Raw genomic sequence first — 18,048 nt, 5'->3', positions numbered from 1 at the left:
AGTTGAAAAAAACTAAGGAGCATTTTCTTGGTAAGTTTTAAAATTTATGAGGTTGAGCAGGAGGATGAGTTTCGCTCATATTTTGGGGAGCGAATGACCGGGTGCTCGCGGAGAATAAAGGCACGAATCAGACCCAGTATATTTAATTTACAATGATAGAAACCGCACTATAACTACAGTAGATGGGGAGAACAACCAGATTCGGAACACCTACGATGTTATGGGACGGCTGCTGTAGGTCTGGTGATGCTAGAGTATATTATCGTATGAACAATGGAGCTATGGAGATTCTAGCGAAGTCAGGCAAGGATAACCAACAAGAAGTAATAGATGTATTAAAGAAAATGTATGATTAATGGGGTGAACGATGTGGGTTATGAAATAGTTAATATTATATTTCCAACGGGATTAGACAAAGTTGTTGACATTACAAACGATAATATTGATGTCGATGTATATTTAAATGACGGGCATAGGTATTCGGTGGTGGTATCAACTCCAAAAAGTTACCTTACCCAAATGTCCGAAAACAACATTGACTATATTGAAGCAGGTCCTCCCGATATTATTGTTAAATGTTTGACGGAAGATAACATTCAAAGGGCAATAGAATCTTATTTACCGTTTAATGCATATTGGTTGAAGGTTTATACTCTTGCTGGAGATAGTGTAGGTGCATTTGACATTAAAGTAATGAATGAAATGATGAAATTAAAGAAGAAAAAAAGGGAAGAAATTTTCGATAAGGATGTTTAAAGTTAATGACCTTGAGGGTGGCAATCCTCAAGGTCTTCCTTTTTCCCCACCCGGTGGCGAATGAATTGGGCGGCTGAAATTAATTGAGTTTCTGATCTATTCTTTTCAATAACAATTCCCACAATTGAAGTCTAGAATCATTGGCGTACCTACTGGTACATTGATTTGCTATCCGGAATAGATACATTTTAAAAAAATATTAACATAGGTAAGCAAATAAGGGGTTAGTAAAAACGTAGCAAGATAGAGATGGATCTCTTTCCTGCTACTAAGGGGTGATCGGGTGAGTATTGGTTCGCAGGACTTGGATTTTTTACCATACTCATGTTTGCATATGGCATATTTAATGGGACACCGTGGGGAAAAGAAAGTATGAGGAAAGAAGCAGCAACATACTTGCAAGATAGGTACGGTGATGAGATGACAATCGAGTCGGTAGAGTATGATTTTGACAACTCATCATATTTCAAGTATAGGTACTACGCAGTAGCCCATTTGAAGAGAAATTCTCAGGTTCAATTTCAAGTAATTAAGTACAATGGGGAGCTAGCAGACACTTATTATGTTTCTTATTGGGAATATGAAGTGAAAAATGAGATTAGAAAGCATTTTCCCCAAATATCAAATGTGTCGTTTCAATTGAGGTCCAATCCTTTAAAAGATTCATCGAAAATTAGCGGAATATATCCCCCTAGTTATCATGAAATAAAGAAAGAAATCAAAGAAAATGAAATGCCTGAATTAAGACTTTGGTTTAGTGTAGATGATGGCCAACAAGATCAAACGATGAATACAATGTTTGAAGTCGTTTCGTTTCTCAAAGGGAAAGAATACAGATTATCAGCAATTCGTTTCGTACTAGATAATCAAATGGATAAGAAATCATATTATCTGAATGGTATGGATTTGGAAGAAGTTACTGATCTTAATTCATTGTCTAACAGACTGCGATAGTTTTTTAATCACCACATGCGAGTGTAACAACTTTCATGTGGTTTTTTTTGAGTCCCGCCACCATCCGCGCACCACGCACCGCATATATGACGAACGCGGCTTGTTGGTCGCTGAAGGAAGAATAAACAGCGGAGCGGTTTCCATAACCTACGGTTGTGTGTTTGATGCGATCGAAAAACTGGTGGGTCGCCAAGGTGCAAATGAATCGGGACTGCAATATTATGTAACCAATGGTCATGGGGATGTGACCGAGCTCCGGGATTCCTCAGGGAACTTGCTGAATAGTTACAGTTACGACATCTGGGGCAATCCATTAACGGTCCAGGAATCTATACCGAACCCCCTTAGATATTCAGGCGAGTACTGGGATTCCGACACGAAGTTGCAATACTTGCGAGCCCGGTGGTATGATCCGGCTACGGCACGGTTAATTGGGGAGGACGCATATGAAGGGGAGTACACAAATCCGCTGACATTGAATTTGTATACGTATGTGCTGAATAATCCGTTGATTTATCATGATCCATCCGGGCATGATGCAGTTGTACTAACGAACCCGGATTTAGCATTCGGATTGGGCCATACCTCAGCTTTAATAGAAAACTCAAATAGTCAATGGTACTATTTTTATTGGGGAGATAGGAATGTTCAAACTGTTCTTGTGGACGATGTAAATGCATTAAAATCGATAGACAAACTTAATGAGTGGGGACAAAATAAAGGTTTGGCGGGCTTCGGTAAAGTTGGGGATACAGGATATGCTTCGTCCACTTATATTATGGGGGATTTTAATGCAAGTGTTGATAAAGCTCTAAGCATTGCTAAAGACCACCCCTTTAATGGAAAGAACAAGGATTATGCACTTATTGGTTCAAGTTGCTTGGATATCACAACGCAGGTATTATCACTTGGAACTTTGTACAATGGTACAAGCGCGGCTAATTTTTTTGATGGGATATGGAGTGATGAAACGACCGGTGATCAAATTCCCAATAATGCTGCAAAAGAGATTAGAAGCGTATTTTATAATAATGCTTATACAGTGGAGGATTACAGAAACCAATTGCTACAGAAATATTCCAAATATGAAAATATGGGTTGGTTTAAGAGTAAAATTAATTTTGCCAATTTTAACATGTACAGAATCGACATATTGTTAGGCAGAAACCCAAAGTGAGGTGAACAGATATTTTAAGAAAAAGTATATTGTTGATGTTTGTCATAATAATTGCTTTAATAATCATTTTTCTAATAATGGGAAATCCAATAGAAAGAGTCGAATTCAAAAAAGAAGTTAAGAATTACTTGTCAGAAACATATAGCAACATGAATATGCGAATTGATTCGATTGATTATTCATTTAAGGAGGGGGATTTTTCGGCAACGGTTCTTTCCGATAAAGGGATTGTCTTTTTAGTGTATGAAAACAACATTAGGAAGCTTGATGATAATTACGTCTCTTCTGTTTGGATCAACGAGATACAAACTGCTGCGACAAAAAAAACAGAGGAAATTGTTGGATCAAAAGTAGATGTTGTTGTAGATATTTTTATAAATGGAAAAGAGATTGTTAAAAATGTTAAAAACATTCCAAGTTATTCAAATGTCGAGGGGAAAGTATCGTCAAGCGCAACGTTATCCGTTACAGCTGCATTTTCAGATAATAAAGCATATAGTCAGATTATGGATATAATAAGATGGATAAAAGAGAATAAGTACTATGCAGAAACCTATTTTGATTCAAGAGATGGAAGTATATCCATTAGGATACCACCTGCCGAACTAGACAAAATTGATAGCGAAGATGACATCAAGAAATTTATCATTCATTAAAGTGTGTAGCCACTTGCAAGTGTAACAACTCCATGTGGTTTCTTTTTAAGAGTCCCGACACCGCCGCGTACCATGCTCCGCACATAAGGCGGGCGGGAGATAACGAAGTCAAGCAAATTCGACAATTCATGTTTCTCCTAAGACTGAACCCAATAGTGTGACGGGGTGCGACAATCTAATCGAATCCATTAGGGATTTACCGTCATTATCTAGGCTTTCTTATTATTGATGAAATAATCCGATGTGACAAATTCAAGAATCGTCCTATGCTTCTGTATGTCTGGTATTATTCCTGCCTGTAAAGTGTCTAACCTACAAGGGAAGACAACTTGAAAGGAGACATCATTCATGAATCATCCCGTTAAAGAATGCATTCAGAAGTTAGGACTAACACATCGGGCATTCGTTGTCCTGAATGACATCTCATGGGAAAGGTTTCGTAGTTGCTTATATGGCTATACGAACTCCATCCCCCGCGCCATTCTGAATGTCATGGTACAGTACGGCTACGATGAACAAGAAGTACAGCCTCAATATCACTTATGGCGGAAGTGGATAACTAAACAAGAGCTTAGCGCCCCCGCCGTTGTGCGGGGGTTCTTTTTGCTGTTTCATTAGGAGGATGAAAAAATGGCGGGGTTGGGGGAGTTAAAGACATCACGATCTGAATCATCGACAAATTTATTCATGGTTCATTAATTACTGAATCCAGTTAATTGATTGTCTCTGTCTATTCTGTTGTTGTTTGGATGTCATCCTCTAAGCTTCTTCTCTTGATAAGCTATCCTCTATTGCTATCTTACTCATGTCTTTATTCCTGTTATCTATTCGTATCAGTGTCAGCGTTCATTTCAGTCTCTTCCCCCGCCCGCTCCGCAGGCGGGGAGCTCACCTGTGTGAAGGGAGGACAACAGAGCGTTCCCCCTCTTACGAGGGAGAACGTCTAGGCTTTGTGAAGTTGAGATATCTCGAGCCTACGAGACATCTGGCGCACCCGGTGTAGGTTTACTGCGCGGATAGCCCCGAAGCTCTCACTCTGTCAAGGTTCCCTGTCCTTTCGGACACTACGACGGAATCGAAGTAAGTCATCACGTCTTACTTTACCAAAGGCGAATCTTCCGCTTCTAACGCGACTTCGTTCATGTAACGAAAGGATTTACATGACCACATTCGGCTGATGAGCGCCGAGGCATTTTTTTACGTGTTCTTCTGCGCCCACGAGGATGGTTTTTTGCTTCCCTGCTAAGAATCCCCGAAACGATTAAAAATATATATTCGTTTTGCTCTTTGGCCCCTTTACATGCATTCCGTGATATGGTTCTGTATTCCCCACAGCAATCTGATTTCGCCGCTTTTTCGTAGAACAGAACGGTTTATCACCTAGGACGCATATGAATGGGAACAGACGAATCCACTGACATTGAACCTCTATACGTATGTTCACAATAATCCATTGATATATAAGGATCCTACAGGCCAGTATATTTTGCCTATAGCTCCGACCCCTTCTTTAACCTGTGCTGTAGACATGAAAAATTGTAAGACGAATATAGACGCACAGGTCAAGGCGAGTGAAAAGGCCTTGGATATAGTATATCTGGATGATGCCAAAACAATAATGAGTCAAGAAGCTAGTAGTGTCGAAAAGGTCTTGTAATCTTAGAATTCCTGCCTATTTTCAAAGCGATAAAAGCAGCAAAAAAGGTTATTGATTCAAGTAAGGATGTTATTAAGACGACAAAGCGGCTTGGGTGTAATTGTTTTACTGCAGGCACCAAGGTTTTTACAGACGAAGGGGAGAAGAATATCGAAGGCATTGAAGTCGGAGATATGGTTCTTTCTAAGAATGAAGATACTGGAGAGCAGGCTTACAAAGAGGTTACGGCAACGTTCAACCACGAAACGGATGAGATTTACAATATTCATGTGGGCGGTCAGACGATAGAATCGACCTTTAACCATCCGTTTTATGTAAAGGATAAAGGATGGACGTTTGTCAAAGACCTTAAGGTTGGAGACTTGCTTGTTCAGAGTGATGGGAATACACTCGAGATTGAGAGCATTGAGTTGGAACATGCAATACTTGCGAGCCCGGTGGTATGATCCGGCTACAGCCAGGTTTATTGGTGAGGATACGTATGAAGGGGATATATCTAATCCACTGAGTCAGAATTTGTATACGTATGTGGAGAATAACCCGATTCGCTATCTTGATCCAACTGGGCATTATAAAGCTTCAGATAGCTCAGAATTAAGAAAAATACTCCAGCCGTATACGGATGCTTGGAACAAAGCGAAGGCAGCAGGAAACAAAAAAGCCATGGTGGAAGCGGAAAGAGCAGCAGACGCGATAAGAGTATCCTATTATGTGTGTGGTAGTGATGGATATTGTGGGAGTAGAGCCGGTCTTCCGAAGGATGTTAAGTATCGTGCAGACTCTTGGGATATGTACCGGGAGAGTAAATATGGTAGTGCAAGAGAGCTGCCAATTACAGAGGATCCTATTGCCATTTTTATTTTTAGTGTGTTAACAGGTGGAAAGAATTTAGGATCTAAAGGGTCAGTTAAGGGGACGGGAGAAACTGCGCAGAATTCTGGTTCACTTAAAATGGATTTGCAATTGTTTGCAAAGGGCAAGTTTCCTACTGGCTCTGTCAGCGGTAAAGATGTGGTGAAATTCCTGAAAAAAGATGGTTTTTCAGAAGTGAGTCAAAAGGGTAGTCATGTAAAACTAAATGGTCCGAATGGGGAAGTGGTAATAGTTCCTGTACACGGAGGTAAAGATTTACCAATTGGAACTCTTAATAGTATAAGGAAACAAGAAGGCTATAAATAAAGGAGTGATTAGGTGGTACAAAAGGAGTATGAGTATTGGGCAATTTTCCATTTTGCTGATGATGGGATATCTGTTAGCTTTCCGGATTTACCTGGATGTATTTCATGCGGCTACTCTACAGAGGAAGCTATTCAAATGGCGAAAGAAGCGCTCATGTTGTATCTTGAGGATATGACAGAAGAGACTATCCCCAAACCAACTCAGATAAGCACATCGACACTAACACCTTCGGAAAAAGTATATTTAATAAAAGTGAAGTTATAAATTGTTCAATTAACCTTGATTGGCTACACGCCTTTCAATGTTTCTTTTTAGTGGGGGCTACCCAGTGCCGAATGAATCGGGCGGCCAATTGTTGGAACTCACATAGCCACTTGAAAACATTCTTCTTATTGCTCGCCGCGCTACTTCAACAATAGCAGCATATGCGCGGCGGCGATTTCACGAGGAGCGAGATTTATTTGTGCTTGACTACATCCTGAGCGTCTTTCTGGATTTAATAATACATAGCCAGTTCTCTAGGCGGATGGGTGGATTGATTCGTGGAACCTCCCCTTAATCCGCCATCTGCCGACGAATTGGGCGTAGAACGTCAAGAAAGCGTCTTAGTTGGGTGCTACTGTTCTGCCGTGATCGTTCGCCTGTTCTGCGGATAAAAATGGGGATTTGCCCGGTTTCTATCGCCTGTAACCACTCGGGTACCGGATTTTCGACATGCGATATGAATGAGAGCTATGGATGGATTTTATGGAAAACGTGACATACGGTCCTATGTGGGAAATACAGGGACCTCCCATAGGAGCATGCGAGAATCGTTACTCTGTCGGGTACTTTACCGTACAAAAGCACCCAAGAGACCATTGTTTTCTTTATCACGTTAGTGCTTTAAATAAAAGGGGGTACGATATTCAGAAGTGAAGCTGAATTCACACCTGAACATCTAGCTCTCCTCTGAAGACCGAAGGAAAGGAAAGGGACGGAGCGAAGCGGAGTCTTCCGAGCGAAGCGAGGAGGTCACAAGCAGGAACGAGCAGCTTGAATATTCGTGGGCATCCTATGCCCATAGAAGCCTGGGCTGTTTTTAAAATATGGAGGTTAAATTCAAATAGTGCAACAATTAAAAAATGTGGAGTTAGTGGATATTACTTTAACCAGTAGGCCTAAAATGCATAATTTTGATTCTTGGCGAGAGAATATCAGTCATTTTTCATATGAATTCATGCCAGGAAAAATTTATGCAATTGTCAGTCAACCAGGGGGAGGAGGATGGGCACTCTCTTACTTGCTTTCTGCTAAAGTTAGTAATTATACAGGTAGAATATTTATTAACCAAGAGATGGCACATTCGAAAGATCTCCTATCTTACGGTTGGTATATCGGGGAAGGTGTGCGTGCAAAAAATAATTTTGGTTTAGTGCGAAAATTGACGGTTCGAGAGCAATTAATATCTTGTGAGTCAAGCGCCTTTACAATTGAAAAGCTAGTTGACTTATTTGAACTGTCTCTATCTCGTTTAGATAGGGAATTGAAATACATTAGCAATGAACGCTGGAATGCTTCCGCAGCAATTGGTTTAGCGCATGGCAAACAGATTTATTGTTTTCCTTGGATGGATGATATGTGGAAAGAGGCTATTAAAGTAAGGCTTAGGCACTGTTCTGAAGTTTTAAAACAAAACAACTGCCTTGTAATCATCCCCACGCCAAGTTTGCAAATTGTTAAAGATTTTGTTGATGAGGTAATTTATTTAAAGAGTTGAGGTTGATTTTATTGCTTTATTAATCCACATGCGAGTGTGAACCACTCCATGTGGTTTCCTTTTAATTTATGATCCCTCAAATCCTGAGCTAATTAAAGGGGTATTTTCAGTAAAAATAAAATCTCCCGCTACATTAGAAAAAGAGAATGGTGTAAAGAGAGTAGAACGTGTTATTTTGAATTCACTTGTGGAAGTCAAATGTACAGCTAACAAGTAATTCGTATTTTCTTCCAACCTTAATTCTGAAATGAGTGATTGTGAATGAATTAACTGGATACTAAGCAAAAAAACACCCTGATGCAAGGTAGCGGATTAGCAACTGAGATAATAGCTAGTTCTGAAGATTATCGTGCTTTTATTAAAATAAAAGCCATCAATTCGTCAGGTTTTATTAATTCATCAGATATTGAAGATATAAAATTTTGGTTGAGAAAGTATGAGATAAGGAAAGAATTTATAGACAATGATTGGGATGTATCAGATGATGAACTAATCAATTCTGTCTATATCAATGACATTATTGGAATCCAACAACTAGAGCAAGTTCTTTCCAAGTATCTTAATAATTTTGCTCTTTTAGATGTAGAATGGAAATGCGATAACCCATTATAATTTATCTAGATCCTGAGGGCGGCAATCCTCAAGGTCTTTTCTACCCCCACCTAGTTCCGAATGAATCGGTCGGCTGATTGTTGGAGTTAAAATAGCCATATGGGGGCAAGCTGTCTTTTAATCGCCGTGATACCCGAATAATAGCAGCATATGTGCAGCGGCGCTTTCATAAGGAGCGGGGTTTATCTGTGCTTGACTACACCCTGAGCGTCTTTCTGGATTTAATAATATATTGCCAGTTCTCTCGGCGTACGGGTGCCAATTCATCGGTAAAATCCGGATGGAACTGTTTCGTTGGTGGAACCTAAAGTTCTGACAGACGAAGGGGAGAAGAATATCAAAGATATTGAAGTCGGAGATAAGGTTCTCGCTAAAGATGAAGAAACTGGCGAATTGGCGTACAAAGAAGTTATTGGGCTTTATCAGAATGATAGAGATGATATTATTAAATTACATGTAGGTAATCAGATTATTGAAACGACCAGTAATCATCCATTCTGGGTTGAAGGTAAGGGATGGGTACTGGCGGGTGCGCTCCAAGTCGGAGATAAGTTACAACAAAGTAATGGGAGCAATCTGACGATAGCTAAGAGTAAACTTGTGAATTTGGTCGAGAAAGTTAAGGTTTATAACTTAACTGTTGCTGATTACAGTACTTATTACGTAACCGATCTTGGTATATGGGTTCATAATACTGATTGTCTTAAGGGGTGGATTAAGCACGATCTGTATAATGATGTCAGAGATAAGTTTGGAAAAAAAGGTGCAGATAGATTCATTGCGGCAACGGATAAAGGAGTTGTTGGGGGCGCTAGGGAAAATGGAGTCAAATATGTTAATAGTTCCAACTACTTGGTGGATTCTCCTGAAGATGTGACGCTGTATTTTGGAGAGTACTGCTCTGAAAAGTTAAAGCTAGAACTAAAAAAGGTTTGTGTAGTTATAGATTGGAGAGAGACTGAATATTCTCACATTGTTGCCTTAGTCCCAATCGTTTACGATGGCAAAGAGATTGGAAGGTATGAGTTGTTTTTCAGGATGTCGGGGGAGATTTACGACGATTTGCTTGTAATTGATGGGCAGGAACAGTTGGTTTATTAGTGATTTTTAGACCTTGAGAGTGAATCCTCAAGGTCTTTCATCTACATCAAGAAGGAAGAGGCGCGCCTAATCAAAACCTAACTAAATTTCTAACAGCATGCAGATATTAATAAAACCTATTAAAGACTTGATGTTCTTCCGTCGTTTTGAGCTTAGATTTAACTAGAAAATCGTTCATCAAGCCCGTAAATAAATTTTATTACAGAAAGTAGTGGAAATTGAATAATTATTAGAAAAATGTAAGTAATGAGTTGAACGATAACATCTTGGTGCGGAAGAATTCGCCCATCTCGAAATGATCGCCACCATGATCTACGAGCTCACGAAGGACGCGACGGTGGAGGAACTGGACGCGGCGGGTATGGGCAATTACTATGTCAATCACGACAAAGCGCTGTATTACCAGAACGCCAGCGGCGTGCCTTGGACGGCGGCCTACATTCAGGCCAAAGGCGATCCGATCGCGGATCTGTACGAGGATATCGCGGCCGAAGAGAAGGCGCGGGCTACATACCAGTGGCTGATCGACATGACCGACGACGTCGACCTGCAGGACGGCCTGAAATTCCTGCGCGAGCGGGAGATCGTGCACAGCTTGCGGTTCCGCGAATCCGTGGAGATTTTGAAGGACGATCGGGATAAGAAGAAGATTTTTTAGATAGAAGCTTGTTCAGAGTAGAAGAGAGGCAGTAAAGAACGTTCAGGGATGAGCGTTCTTTTTTTGTGTACAGGGCTTTAAGGATATTTAATTAGATTATTAATTCTCAATTCTCAATTCCTTCCGCTTTCCTTATACTGAAAATATCAGAAATTTCCTCAATATTTATATTATGAATAACCTCCTCTGATTTAATTCTTAAAATATTCTTTTGAAAAGCCCAAGCTTTTCCTCTAATAACTTCACCATTATGCAAGAAGACAACAACATGTTGGTTTCCTTGCACATTCCATTCTATAAATTCCAGCAATACAGTCACCTTCTTATCATGGAATTTGAATAGGCCCCCCTTCTGTGGGGTAGTGATTACTCTTCAATTTTCACTTTACCAAACGAAGCGGTGTTTTTCTATTTTTGTCAAGCCAACCATCCAATTGACTTCAAAACTAAGCTACATATACTGTTTTGAGCTAATTTTGGCTCTGCGAAAGTTGAGTTAATAACCCAAGTACGGTACTAAAGTGAGAGTACATGCAGTTGCTGGGGAAGGTACTTCTTATATTATTCTTGTCCCTTTTTACCTAAAGTGCTAGAATGCTGTCTGTCATATGATGGTAAAATTTTAGGGTTTTATAGGGATAGGAGAGAGGAAGAAATGAAGAGACAACTGCTTTTTCCTGCGCTGGCATTGGTATTCTGCCTCGGCTTAACCGTTCCGGCAATGGCCAGCACAGGTACGGTGAACAGCCCGACCGCTGTGAGCGCAGGCAGTGATCATAGCGGCTTAATTGATGCGAACGGTTCCCTCTGGATGTGGGGACTTAACGAAGAAGGACAATTAGGAAATGGCGGCCGTGGTAACGCTAAAACAAAAGGGGATTTCACCTATCAAACCGTTCCGATAAAAGTGTTGAATAATGTAGTTTCTGTCAGTTCTGGCGGAAAAAACACTGCTGCGATTAAGACTGACGGCTCCCTCTGGATGTGGGGGGAGAACTACTACGGGCAATTGGGCAACGGCACCACAAAGAATTCCTTAGTTCCTGTTAAGGTGATGGATAATGTCGCTGCTGTTAGTCTTGGAGGAAGTTCTGTCACTTCTGGCTATACTGCCGCTATCAAAACAGATGGTTCCCTTTGGATGTGGGGAGCTAACGACTATGGGCAGCTGGGCAACGGCACCACAAAGGATTCCTTAGTCCCTGTTAAGGTGATGGACAATGTGGCTTCCGTTAGTCTCAGCGAATTCCGCCACGCTGCCGACATCAAGACTGACGGCACTCTGTGGATGTGGGGACGTAACGGACAAGGACAGTTGGGCAACGGCACCACAAAGGATTCCCTTGTCCCTGTTAAGGTGATGGACAATGTGACCGCCATTAGCCTAGGCGCATTGCACACTGCCGCCGTCAAGAATGATGGTTCCCTGTGGACATGGGGATTTAACGAAGGAGGACGTCTGGGCAACGGTCTCAAAGGCACTAAAAACATTATCGTCCCGGAAAAAGTAATGGATGGCGCAATGTCTGTCAGCTGTGGCGGCAGCCACACCGCCGTAGTCAAGGCGGATGGCTCACTATGGATGTTCGGAAATAATGACATGGGACAGCTGGGCATTGGCGACACAGGAAACGAGGAAGTGAATATTGGGCATGGAGACTTCTACGTGCAGACCGTCCCTGTCAAATTGATGGATCATATAGCCTTTGTCAGCAGCGGCAGCAACCATACCATTGTTGTTAAAACGGATGGCTCTGTCTGGTTGTTTGGCCGCAGCAGCAATGGCAACTTGGGAACCGTGAAAGGTAACGGTGTGGATATATATAACAATGCCATGCAAACCACCCCAGTAAAGCTTTCCAGCCTGAGGGCAAGGAATTAAACTTCCTACTGCTTTTTTGGTTCTTCGCTCTATTGGGTGGGCAGCGAGCATAATGTTAGGCAATTTTGAAGGATGACCGGGTTAAGAAGAAGATTTTTTGAGGTGAAGTGCGACAAGATGGCCCCGCAAGTAAACTGCGGGGCCATTTTTCTGCTTGGGGTTTTCAGATTTTTGAGATTCAACCCGTAGTGCTGCGATAGAAACGATCCGTATTTAATATAGCTCATCTGCTGACGGGGCTCATGCATCACTGCTCCGTCTGCGGAGTGACCGCTTGATGCAGGGCGATGTCCAACTCTTGCGTATATGCTTCGCGCTGTTCCGGGGTCCAGCCGAAGGCGGAGGCCATAAATTCGATCACAGGCTGCTTCCATTCGCGTACCCACCGGATGTTGAAGAACAGCGCGCCCGTACGGCGAATGAAGAAGTCCACCGGTTTGACGGTCATTTCTTCATCGATGGCATAGAGGAGCGGGACGAGCACTTCCGGCGGCAGTCCGCTTTGTTCCGCGCCTTCCCGCCGGCGCTCCGCCAGTTCGAAGATCCGGTCGACGTTGGAGCCGTACAGACGCGCCCAGTGTTCGGCAAGCGCGGCATCCAAACCGCGGCGAACGCCTTCCTCGCTTTTTTGCCGGACAAACTGCGGAAAAGCGTCGGAGCCGCCTACATGGCCGCCGGAGATCGGCAGGTGTTTCGTCTTCGCAGCCACGAACGCCAATCCTTCCTCCCGGCTTAATAGCCGCATGACCAGATCGACGATCGTTTCGGCCATTTTGCGGTAGCCGGTAAGCTTGCCGCCGGCGATCGTAATCAATCCGGACGGAGATTGCCAGATTTCATCCCGGCGGGAGATTTCGGAGGCGCTTTTCCCCTCCTCGTAAATGAGCGGCCGCACGCCGGCCCAACTGGATTCGATGTCCGCCTCGGCAAGCTGAACCGCCGGAAACATGTAGCGAATCGCCGCCATAATATAATCGCGGTCTTCCTTCGTCATGACAGGATGAATCGGATCGGCTTTGTAAAACGTATCCGTCGTGCCTACGTACGTCTTGCCGCCGCGCGGGATGGCGAAGACCATCCGCCCGTCCGGTGTATCGAAGTAAATGGCCTGCTTCAAGGGGAACTTCGACTGATCGATAACCAGATGAACCCCTTTGGACAATTGAAGGTGCTTCCCGGTCTTGGACCCGTCTTTGTCGCGAAGCTCATCGACCCAAGGCCCCGACGCGTTGATGACTTTCTTCGCCCGGAATTCGTACGCCGAGCCGTCCAATTGATCCACCACGCGAACGCCGGCAACCTTGTTGTTTTCATATAAAAAAGATTCGACCTTCATATAATTTATAGCCCTAGCGCCATAGCGAACGGCTTCTTTCATAACTTCAATCGTCAAACGGGCGTCGTCCGTCCGGTATTCCACATAATAACCGCCGCCCACGAGCCCCTCCTGTTTCAGCAGCGGCTCGCGGGCCAGCGTCTCCTGCCGCGGCAGCATCCGGCGCCGTTCGCTCCGCTTGACTCCGGCCAGGAAGTCGTAGACGCGCAGGCCGATGCCCGTGCTGAATTTGCCGAACGTGCCGCCGCGATACAGGGGCAGCAGCATCCATTCCGGCGTTGTCACATGGGGGCCGTTCTCATAAACGATAGCGCGTTCTTTGCCGACCTCGGACACCGTTTTGACATCAAACTGCTTCAAGTAGCGAAGGCCGCCATGCACCAGCTTGGTCGAGCGGCTGGAGGTGCCGGCGGCAAAATCCTGCATCTCGAACAGCGCCGTGTTCAGCCCCCTCGTCGCCGCATCCAAGGCGATGCCGGCCCCGGTAATCCCTCCGCCGATCACAATAAGATCCAGCGGTTGCTGCTTCATAGCTTCCACTATCGCTTTGCGGTTTGTCGCGGAAAATGTCACTGTCATTCCAATAACCTCCCTCGTCATAAAGACGGCGTAATAGTGCGGTTTCAACAACCTCTGACCGTAATGAACAAAAAAACCGCAATGACACCTCAGCCCAGGGCTAAAGTGTAATTGCGGTTTCAAGCTTCTCCAACCGAATTTAAATATTAACTTATTAATAGTACGTGTTCAAAAAGTTCAGGTTTTCAGGACCGAGAAGGTTGGATGAAGCCAGGGACCGAGTAGCGGAGCGTAGACAGATCTACGTGAGCAACGGAGGGCCCGGCTGAATTCAAGATTCGACGTCGAATCCACTTCACGAGCTCTGCTTCGTCCTGGAAAGATGACTTTTTGAACAACCTCTAAAAATTGTAGCATATTTCCGGCCTTATTTGAATACCATGGTCGCCTTAATCGCTTTGGCCCAGCCGGCGTACAATTCACCGCGCCGCGCTTCCGACATCGTCGGCGTAAAGACGCGGTCGATGCTCCACTGCGCCGCAATCTCATCCCGGCTCTCCCAATATCCGACGGCCAGGCCGGCCAGATAAGCGGCGCCGAGCGCTGTCGTCTCATAGACTTGCGGACATTCCACCGGTACGCCGAGCATATCGCTCTGAAACTGCATCAGGAAATTGTTCTGCACCGCTCCACCGTCCACGCGCAGTTTGGTAAGCTCTATTGAAGAGTCGGCCTCCATGGCGCTGAGCACGTCTTTGGACTGGTAAGCAAGCGATTCCAGGGTGGCGCGGATAAAATGCTCTTTGGAAGTGCCGCGCGTCAAGCCGAAGATGGCTCCTTTCACTTCGCTGTCCCAATAGGGAGTCCCCAGTCCGACGAACGCGGGAACGACATACACGCCGTCGGTCGTATCCACTTTGCTTGCGTACTGCTCGCTGTCCTTCGACTCCTTGAGCATGCGCAGGCCGTCGCGGAGCCATTGGATGGCGGAGCCCGCCACGAATACGCTGCCCTCGAGCGCATATTCCACTTTGCCGTCGATGCCCCAGGCGATCGTCGTCAGCAGGCCATGCGAAGATTGAACGGGCTGTTCGCCGGTGTTCATCAGCATGAAGCACCCGGTGCCGTAGGTGTTCTTGGCCATGCCTTCTTTGAAGCAAGCCTGCCCGAACAGAGCGGCCTGCTGGTCCCCTGCAGCGCCGGCAATCGGGATTTCCTCGCCAAAGAAATGATAATTGACCGTCTTGCCGTAAATTTCGGAAGAGGAGCGCACTTCGGGGAGCATCTGCTTCGGGATCGTCAACAGCTCCAGCAGTTCATCGTCCCATTTCAACTCATGAATGTTGTACATGAGCGTGCGCGAAGCGTTGCTGTAGTCGGTAACGTGCACTTCGCCTCCGGTCAGCTTCCAGATCAGCCACGTATCGATCGTGCCGAACAGCAGCTCGCCGTTCTCCGCTTTTTCCCGGGCACCCGGGACATGATCGAGAATCCATTTGACCTTCGTACCCGAAAAATAAGAGTCGATCAGCAGCCCTGTTTTGGAGCGGAACAGTTCGCCGTGGCCGGCGGCTTGCAATTCGTCGCAGATCGCTTTCGTCTGTCTGGATTGCCATACGATCGCATTGTAGACCGGGCGGCCGGATTCCTTATCCCATACGACCGCCGTCTCGCGTTGGTTCGTAATGCCGATGCCGGCGATTTGGCTCGGCTTCACGCCGGACTCGATCAGGCAAGTCGCGATGACGGCGAGCACCGTTCCCCAGATTTCCAGAGCATTATGCTCTACCCAACCCGGTTCGGGAAAAATTTGCGTGAACTCTTTCTGCGCGACGTGGACGATTTGGCCCGCTTTGTTGAATAAAATGGCTCTCGAGCTCGTTGTGCCTTGATCCAGCGACAAAATGTATTTTTCCATGTCAATTTCCCCCATATTATAGAATTAAGTATGATCAATCATATGATGGCGCTTACAAGGATACGCTGTGTTTGACGCTTTTGCCGGAGAAAATAAGCGCGATACCGAAGATGATGACCGCTATACCCGCCACGACCCAAATGGCCGGGTCCGATTGGCCCAGGAATACATTCTTGTAAAATAGCGCCCCCAGCGACCCGCCCAGCAGCGGCCCTACGACCGGGATCCAGGCGTACCTCCAATTGGAGCCGCCTTTGCCCACGATCGGCAGCAGCGCATGCGCGATTCTCGGTCCCAAGTCGCGCGCCGGATTGATCGCATATCCGGTCGTTCCGCCTAGCGACAAGCCGATGCTGACGATCAGAAAGCCGACGATCAGCGGGTTTAGCCCATCCGTAAACTTGTTGGCGCCGATGGCCAAAATCCCGAGCACCAGAATGAACGTCCCGATCATTTCGCTCATCAAGTTGGAGAAAGGATGGAACACGGCCGGACCAGTGGCGAATACACCCAACTTGGTGGCCGGATCTTCCGTCGCCTTCCAATGCGGCAAATAATGCAGGTACACGATGACGGCCCCGAGAATGGCCCCGAGCATTTGCGCCGCGATGTACGAGGGGACGTCGGCCCAGGGGAAATTCCCAATCAGCGCCAGCCCCAGGGTCAGCGCCGGGTTGAGATGGGCGCCGCTGATCGAACCTACCGCATAGGCCCCCATCGCGACCGCCAGCCCCCAACCCAAAGTAATGACGATCCAGCCTGAATTCGCCGCAAAAGATTTTTTTAGCGATACGCCTGCACATACGCCTCCGCCCAGTGCAATCAGTATCATGGTTCCAATCAACTCTCCCCAAAACGCTGACATGAAAACCCCTCCCCATGATTATCCATGTTCGGAGAACACAAAAAGACCTACATCAAGTATGCGCCCAAACCACCCATGCTGGGGTGGGGCACCTTCCATGTAGATCTCCAAGTCTCCATAACATTATTAACTTGAATCAAATTTTATTTAAATTTGTAAACGTTGTCAATCACTTTTTTTCAAATTCTCGCCACAAATTCTTGTTCGAGGTGGTCACCGCTTCGGCGCCCGCTTGCAGAGCCAGTTCTACATCATTTCTTGAAGAGATGAATCCACCCGCCAAAATCGGCAGGTTCGTTCGGTCTTTCACCTTGCGGATCACGCTCGGCATGCCGCCGGGCAAAACTTCGATGACATCCGGCTGCGTGCTCTCCAGCAGTTTGCAGCTTTTCTCCAAGGCGCTGTTGTCAATCAAAAAGATGCGCTGCACGGCGACGACGCCTTTTTGCTTTGCCTTTTGAATGACGCTGGACTTGGTGGACAATATCCCGTACGGCCGATACTCCTGGCAAAGATACTCGGTCGCGTATCCGTCGCTCTGCAGGCCTTGAATCAGATCCATGTGCAAAAACAGCTTTTTGTTCGCTTGATGCACCATGCTGCAGGCGTGCTTGAGCTGGGCGATATGGACATCGAGCAGCACGAGATACTCATACGAGGAGGCCACGGCCTTCTCCAAATCTTTCATCTGCCGCGACGCAGGCAATATTCGCTGTTCATAGAAATTCATATCTCAGGCCCCTTTGGTCAGACGTGTACATTCCATGATAAGTGTGATTTTAATCCTAGGCAAGCACATGGAGCGATTTTAAAATCGCCCGTTCCGAATCCGAGTAAATCCGAATGCCGATATTGAACGCGCTTCCGAGAACTGCAACATTTCCGATCGAATCGCTTCGAGGCAAGCGATGGAAGGATAATAGCGGCCTTTTGGGCAGCTATTTCGGCCTAATCCGGCTCCGAAGGCAAAATAGCGGTCAAAAAAGGCCCTATTTCTCTGGCATGAGCTCAGAAATCTG

Annotated in this window: 15 protein-coding genes and 3 pseudogenes; 13 read left to right on the top strand and 5 right to left on the bottom strand. The window is 45.4% G+C overall.

What is annotated here, in order from left to right:
- The first annotated feature begins 369 nt into the window (after positions 1-369).
- The 12 genes and pseudogenes from LBW89_RS01805 to LBW89_RS01755 form a co-directional block, all read left to right on the top strand.
- Positions 370-756: a hypothetical protein gene (locus LBW89_RS01805; RefSeq protein ID WP_225038288.1), complete on the top strand. Its 387-nt coding sequence runs from the start codon at positions 370-372 to the stop codon at positions 754-756.
- 372 nt (positions 757-1,128) lie between these two features.
- On the top strand, positions 1,129-1,710 hold the full coding sequence (locus tag LBW89_RS01800) for a hypothetical protein (RefSeq protein ID WP_225038287.1): 582 nt from the start codon (positions 1,129-1,131) through the stop codon (positions 1,708-1,710).
- Between the two features lie 100 nt (positions 1,711-1,810).
- Complete coding sequence (locus LBW89_RS01795) at positions 1,811-2,887, top strand: RHS repeat-associated core domain-containing protein (RefSeq protein ID WP_225038286.1); 1,077 nt, start codon at positions 1,811-1,813, stop codon at positions 2,885-2,887.
- Between the two features lie 32 nt (positions 2,888-2,919).
- Entirely contained in the window at positions 2,920-3,543 is a 624-nt protein-coding gene (locus LBW89_RS01790) for a hypothetical protein (protein ID WP_225038285.1), read from the top strand.
- A 1,384-nt stretch (positions 3,544-4,927) separates the two neighbouring features.
- Positions 4,928-5,646: pseudogene (locus tag LBW89_RS27835) on the top strand (polymorphic toxin-type HINT domain-containing protein); the annotation flags it as partial.
- Positions 5,618-5,770 (top strand): annotated as a pseudogene (locus tag LBW89_RS27830) (RHS repeat-associated core domain-containing protein); the annotation flags it as partial. The pseudogenes LBW89_RS27835 and LBW89_RS27830, both read left to right, overlap by 29 nt.
- A 93-nt stretch (positions 5,771-5,863) precedes the next feature.
- Positions 5,864-6,379 (top strand): type II toxin-antitoxin system HicA family toxin, encoded by a 516-nt coding sequence (locus LBW89_RS01780; protein WP_412066980.1) that lies wholly within the window; start codon positions 5,864-5,866, stop codon positions 6,377-6,379.
- A gap of 12 nt (positions 6,380-6,391) precedes the next feature.
- Positions 6,392-6,643, top strand: coding sequence for a type II toxin-antitoxin system HicB family antitoxin (locus LBW89_RS01775; RefSeq protein ID WP_225038283.1), 252 nt, complete (start codon positions 6,392-6,394; stop codon positions 6,641-6,643).
- Between the two features lie 844 nt (positions 6,644-7,487).
- Entirely contained in the window at positions 7,488-8,138 is a 651-nt protein-coding gene (locus LBW89_RS01770; RefSeq protein ID WP_225038282.1) for a hypothetical protein, read from the top strand.
- 297 nt (positions 8,139-8,435) lie between these two features.
- Positions 8,436-8,750 carry a hypothetical protein gene (locus tag LBW89_RS01765; protein ID WP_225038281.1) on the top strand — a complete coding sequence of 105 codons (315 nt, stop codon included), beginning with the start codon at positions 8,436-8,438 and terminating at the stop codon, positions 8,748-8,750.
- A 297-nt stretch (positions 8,751-9,047) separates the two neighbouring features.
- Positions 9,048-9,851, top strand: coding sequence for a polymorphic toxin-type HINT domain-containing protein (locus tag LBW89_RS01760; protein WP_225038311.1), 804 nt, complete (start codon positions 9,048-9,050; stop codon positions 9,849-9,851).
- A gap of 265 nt (positions 9,852-10,116) precedes the next feature.
- Positions 10,117-10,509, top strand: a pseudogene (locus tag LBW89_RS01755) (manganese catalase family protein); the annotation flags it as partial.
- Between the two features lie 106 nt (positions 10,510-10,615).
- Here LBW89_RS01755 and LBW89_RS01750 read toward each other — a convergent pair.
- Positions 10,616-10,819, bottom strand: coding sequence for a hypothetical protein (locus LBW89_RS01750; protein ID WP_225038280.1), 204 nt, complete (start codon positions 10,817-10,819; stop codon positions 10,616-10,618).
- 345 nt (positions 10,820-11,164) lie between these two features.
- Here LBW89_RS01750 and LBW89_RS01745 point away from each other — a divergent pair, with 345 nt between their 5' ends.
- A complete protein-coding gene (locus LBW89_RS01745) occupies positions 11,165-12,391 on the top strand; it encodes an RCC1 domain-containing protein (RefSeq protein ID WP_225038279.1) in 1,227 nt (408 codons plus the stop codon).
- A gap of 247 nt (positions 12,392-12,638) precedes the next feature.
- Here the strand turns inward: LBW89_RS01745 and LBW89_RS01740 are convergent, their stop codons facing one another.
- The 4 genes from LBW89_RS01740 to LBW89_RS01725 all read right to left on the bottom strand — a co-directional run bounded on the left by LBW89_RS01740 (position 12,639) and on the right by LBW89_RS01725 (position 17,759).
- Complete coding sequence (locus LBW89_RS01740; protein WP_225038310.1) at positions 12,639-14,300, bottom strand: glycerol-3-phosphate dehydrogenase/oxidase; 1,662 nt, start codon at positions 14,298-14,300, stop codon at positions 12,639-12,641.
- 373 nt (positions 14,301-14,673) lie between these two features.
- Positions 14,674-16,164: a glycerol kinase GlpK gene (gene glpK, locus LBW89_RS01735; RefSeq protein WP_225038278.1), complete on the bottom strand. Its 1,491-nt coding sequence runs from the start codon at positions 16,162-16,164 to the stop codon at positions 14,674-14,676.
- A gap of 52 nt (positions 16,165-16,216) precedes the next feature.
- Positions 16,217-17,029, bottom strand: coding sequence for an MIP/aquaporin family protein (locus tag LBW89_RS01730; protein ID WP_225038277.1), 813 nt, complete (start codon positions 17,027-17,029; stop codon positions 16,217-16,219).
- Positions 17,030-17,198: 169 nt separating this feature from the next.
- Positions 17,199-17,759: a glycerol-3-phosphate responsive antiterminator gene (locus LBW89_RS01725; RefSeq protein WP_213507569.1), complete on the bottom strand. Its 561-nt coding sequence runs from the start codon at positions 17,757-17,759 to the stop codon at positions 17,199-17,201.
- Positions 17,760-18,048: the final 289 nt, after the last annotated feature.

This window comes from Paenibacillus sp. alder61 (genome assembly GCF_020179875.1).
GTDB lineage: Bacteria > Bacillota > Bacilli > Paenibacillales > Paenibacillaceae > Fontibacillus > Fontibacillus faecis.
This window is presented reverse-complemented; position numbering and strand designations above follow the sequence as displayed.

Coding starts and splice junctions, on each gene's coding strand:
- LBW89_RS01800 (WP_225038287.1), top strand. CDS start 1,129: ATGAGGAAAGAAGCAGCAACATACTTGCAAGATAGGTACGGTGATGAG.
- LBW89_RS01780 (WP_412066980.1), top strand. CDS start 5,864: ATGGTGGAAGCGGAAAGAGCAGCAGACGCGATAAGAGTATCCTATTAT.
- LBW89_RS01765 (WP_225038281.1), top strand. CDS start 8,436: ATGCAAGGTAGCGGATTAGCAACTGAGATAATAGCTAGTTCTGAAGAT.
- LBW89_RS01745 (WP_225038279.1), top strand. CDS start 11,165: ATGAAGAGACAACTGCTTTTTCCTGCGCTGGCATTGGTATTCTGCCTC.
- glpK (WP_225038278.1), bottom strand. CDS start 16,164: ATGGAAAAATACATTTTGTCGCTGGATCAAGGCACAACGAGCTCGAGA.
- LBW89_RS01730 (WP_225038277.1), bottom strand. CDS start 17,029: ATGTCAGCGTTTTGGGGAGAGTTGATTGGAACCATGATACTGATTGCA.
- LBW89_RS01725 (WP_213507569.1), bottom strand. CDS start 17,759: ATGAATTTCTATGAACAGCGAATATTGCCTGCGTCGCGGCAGATGAAA.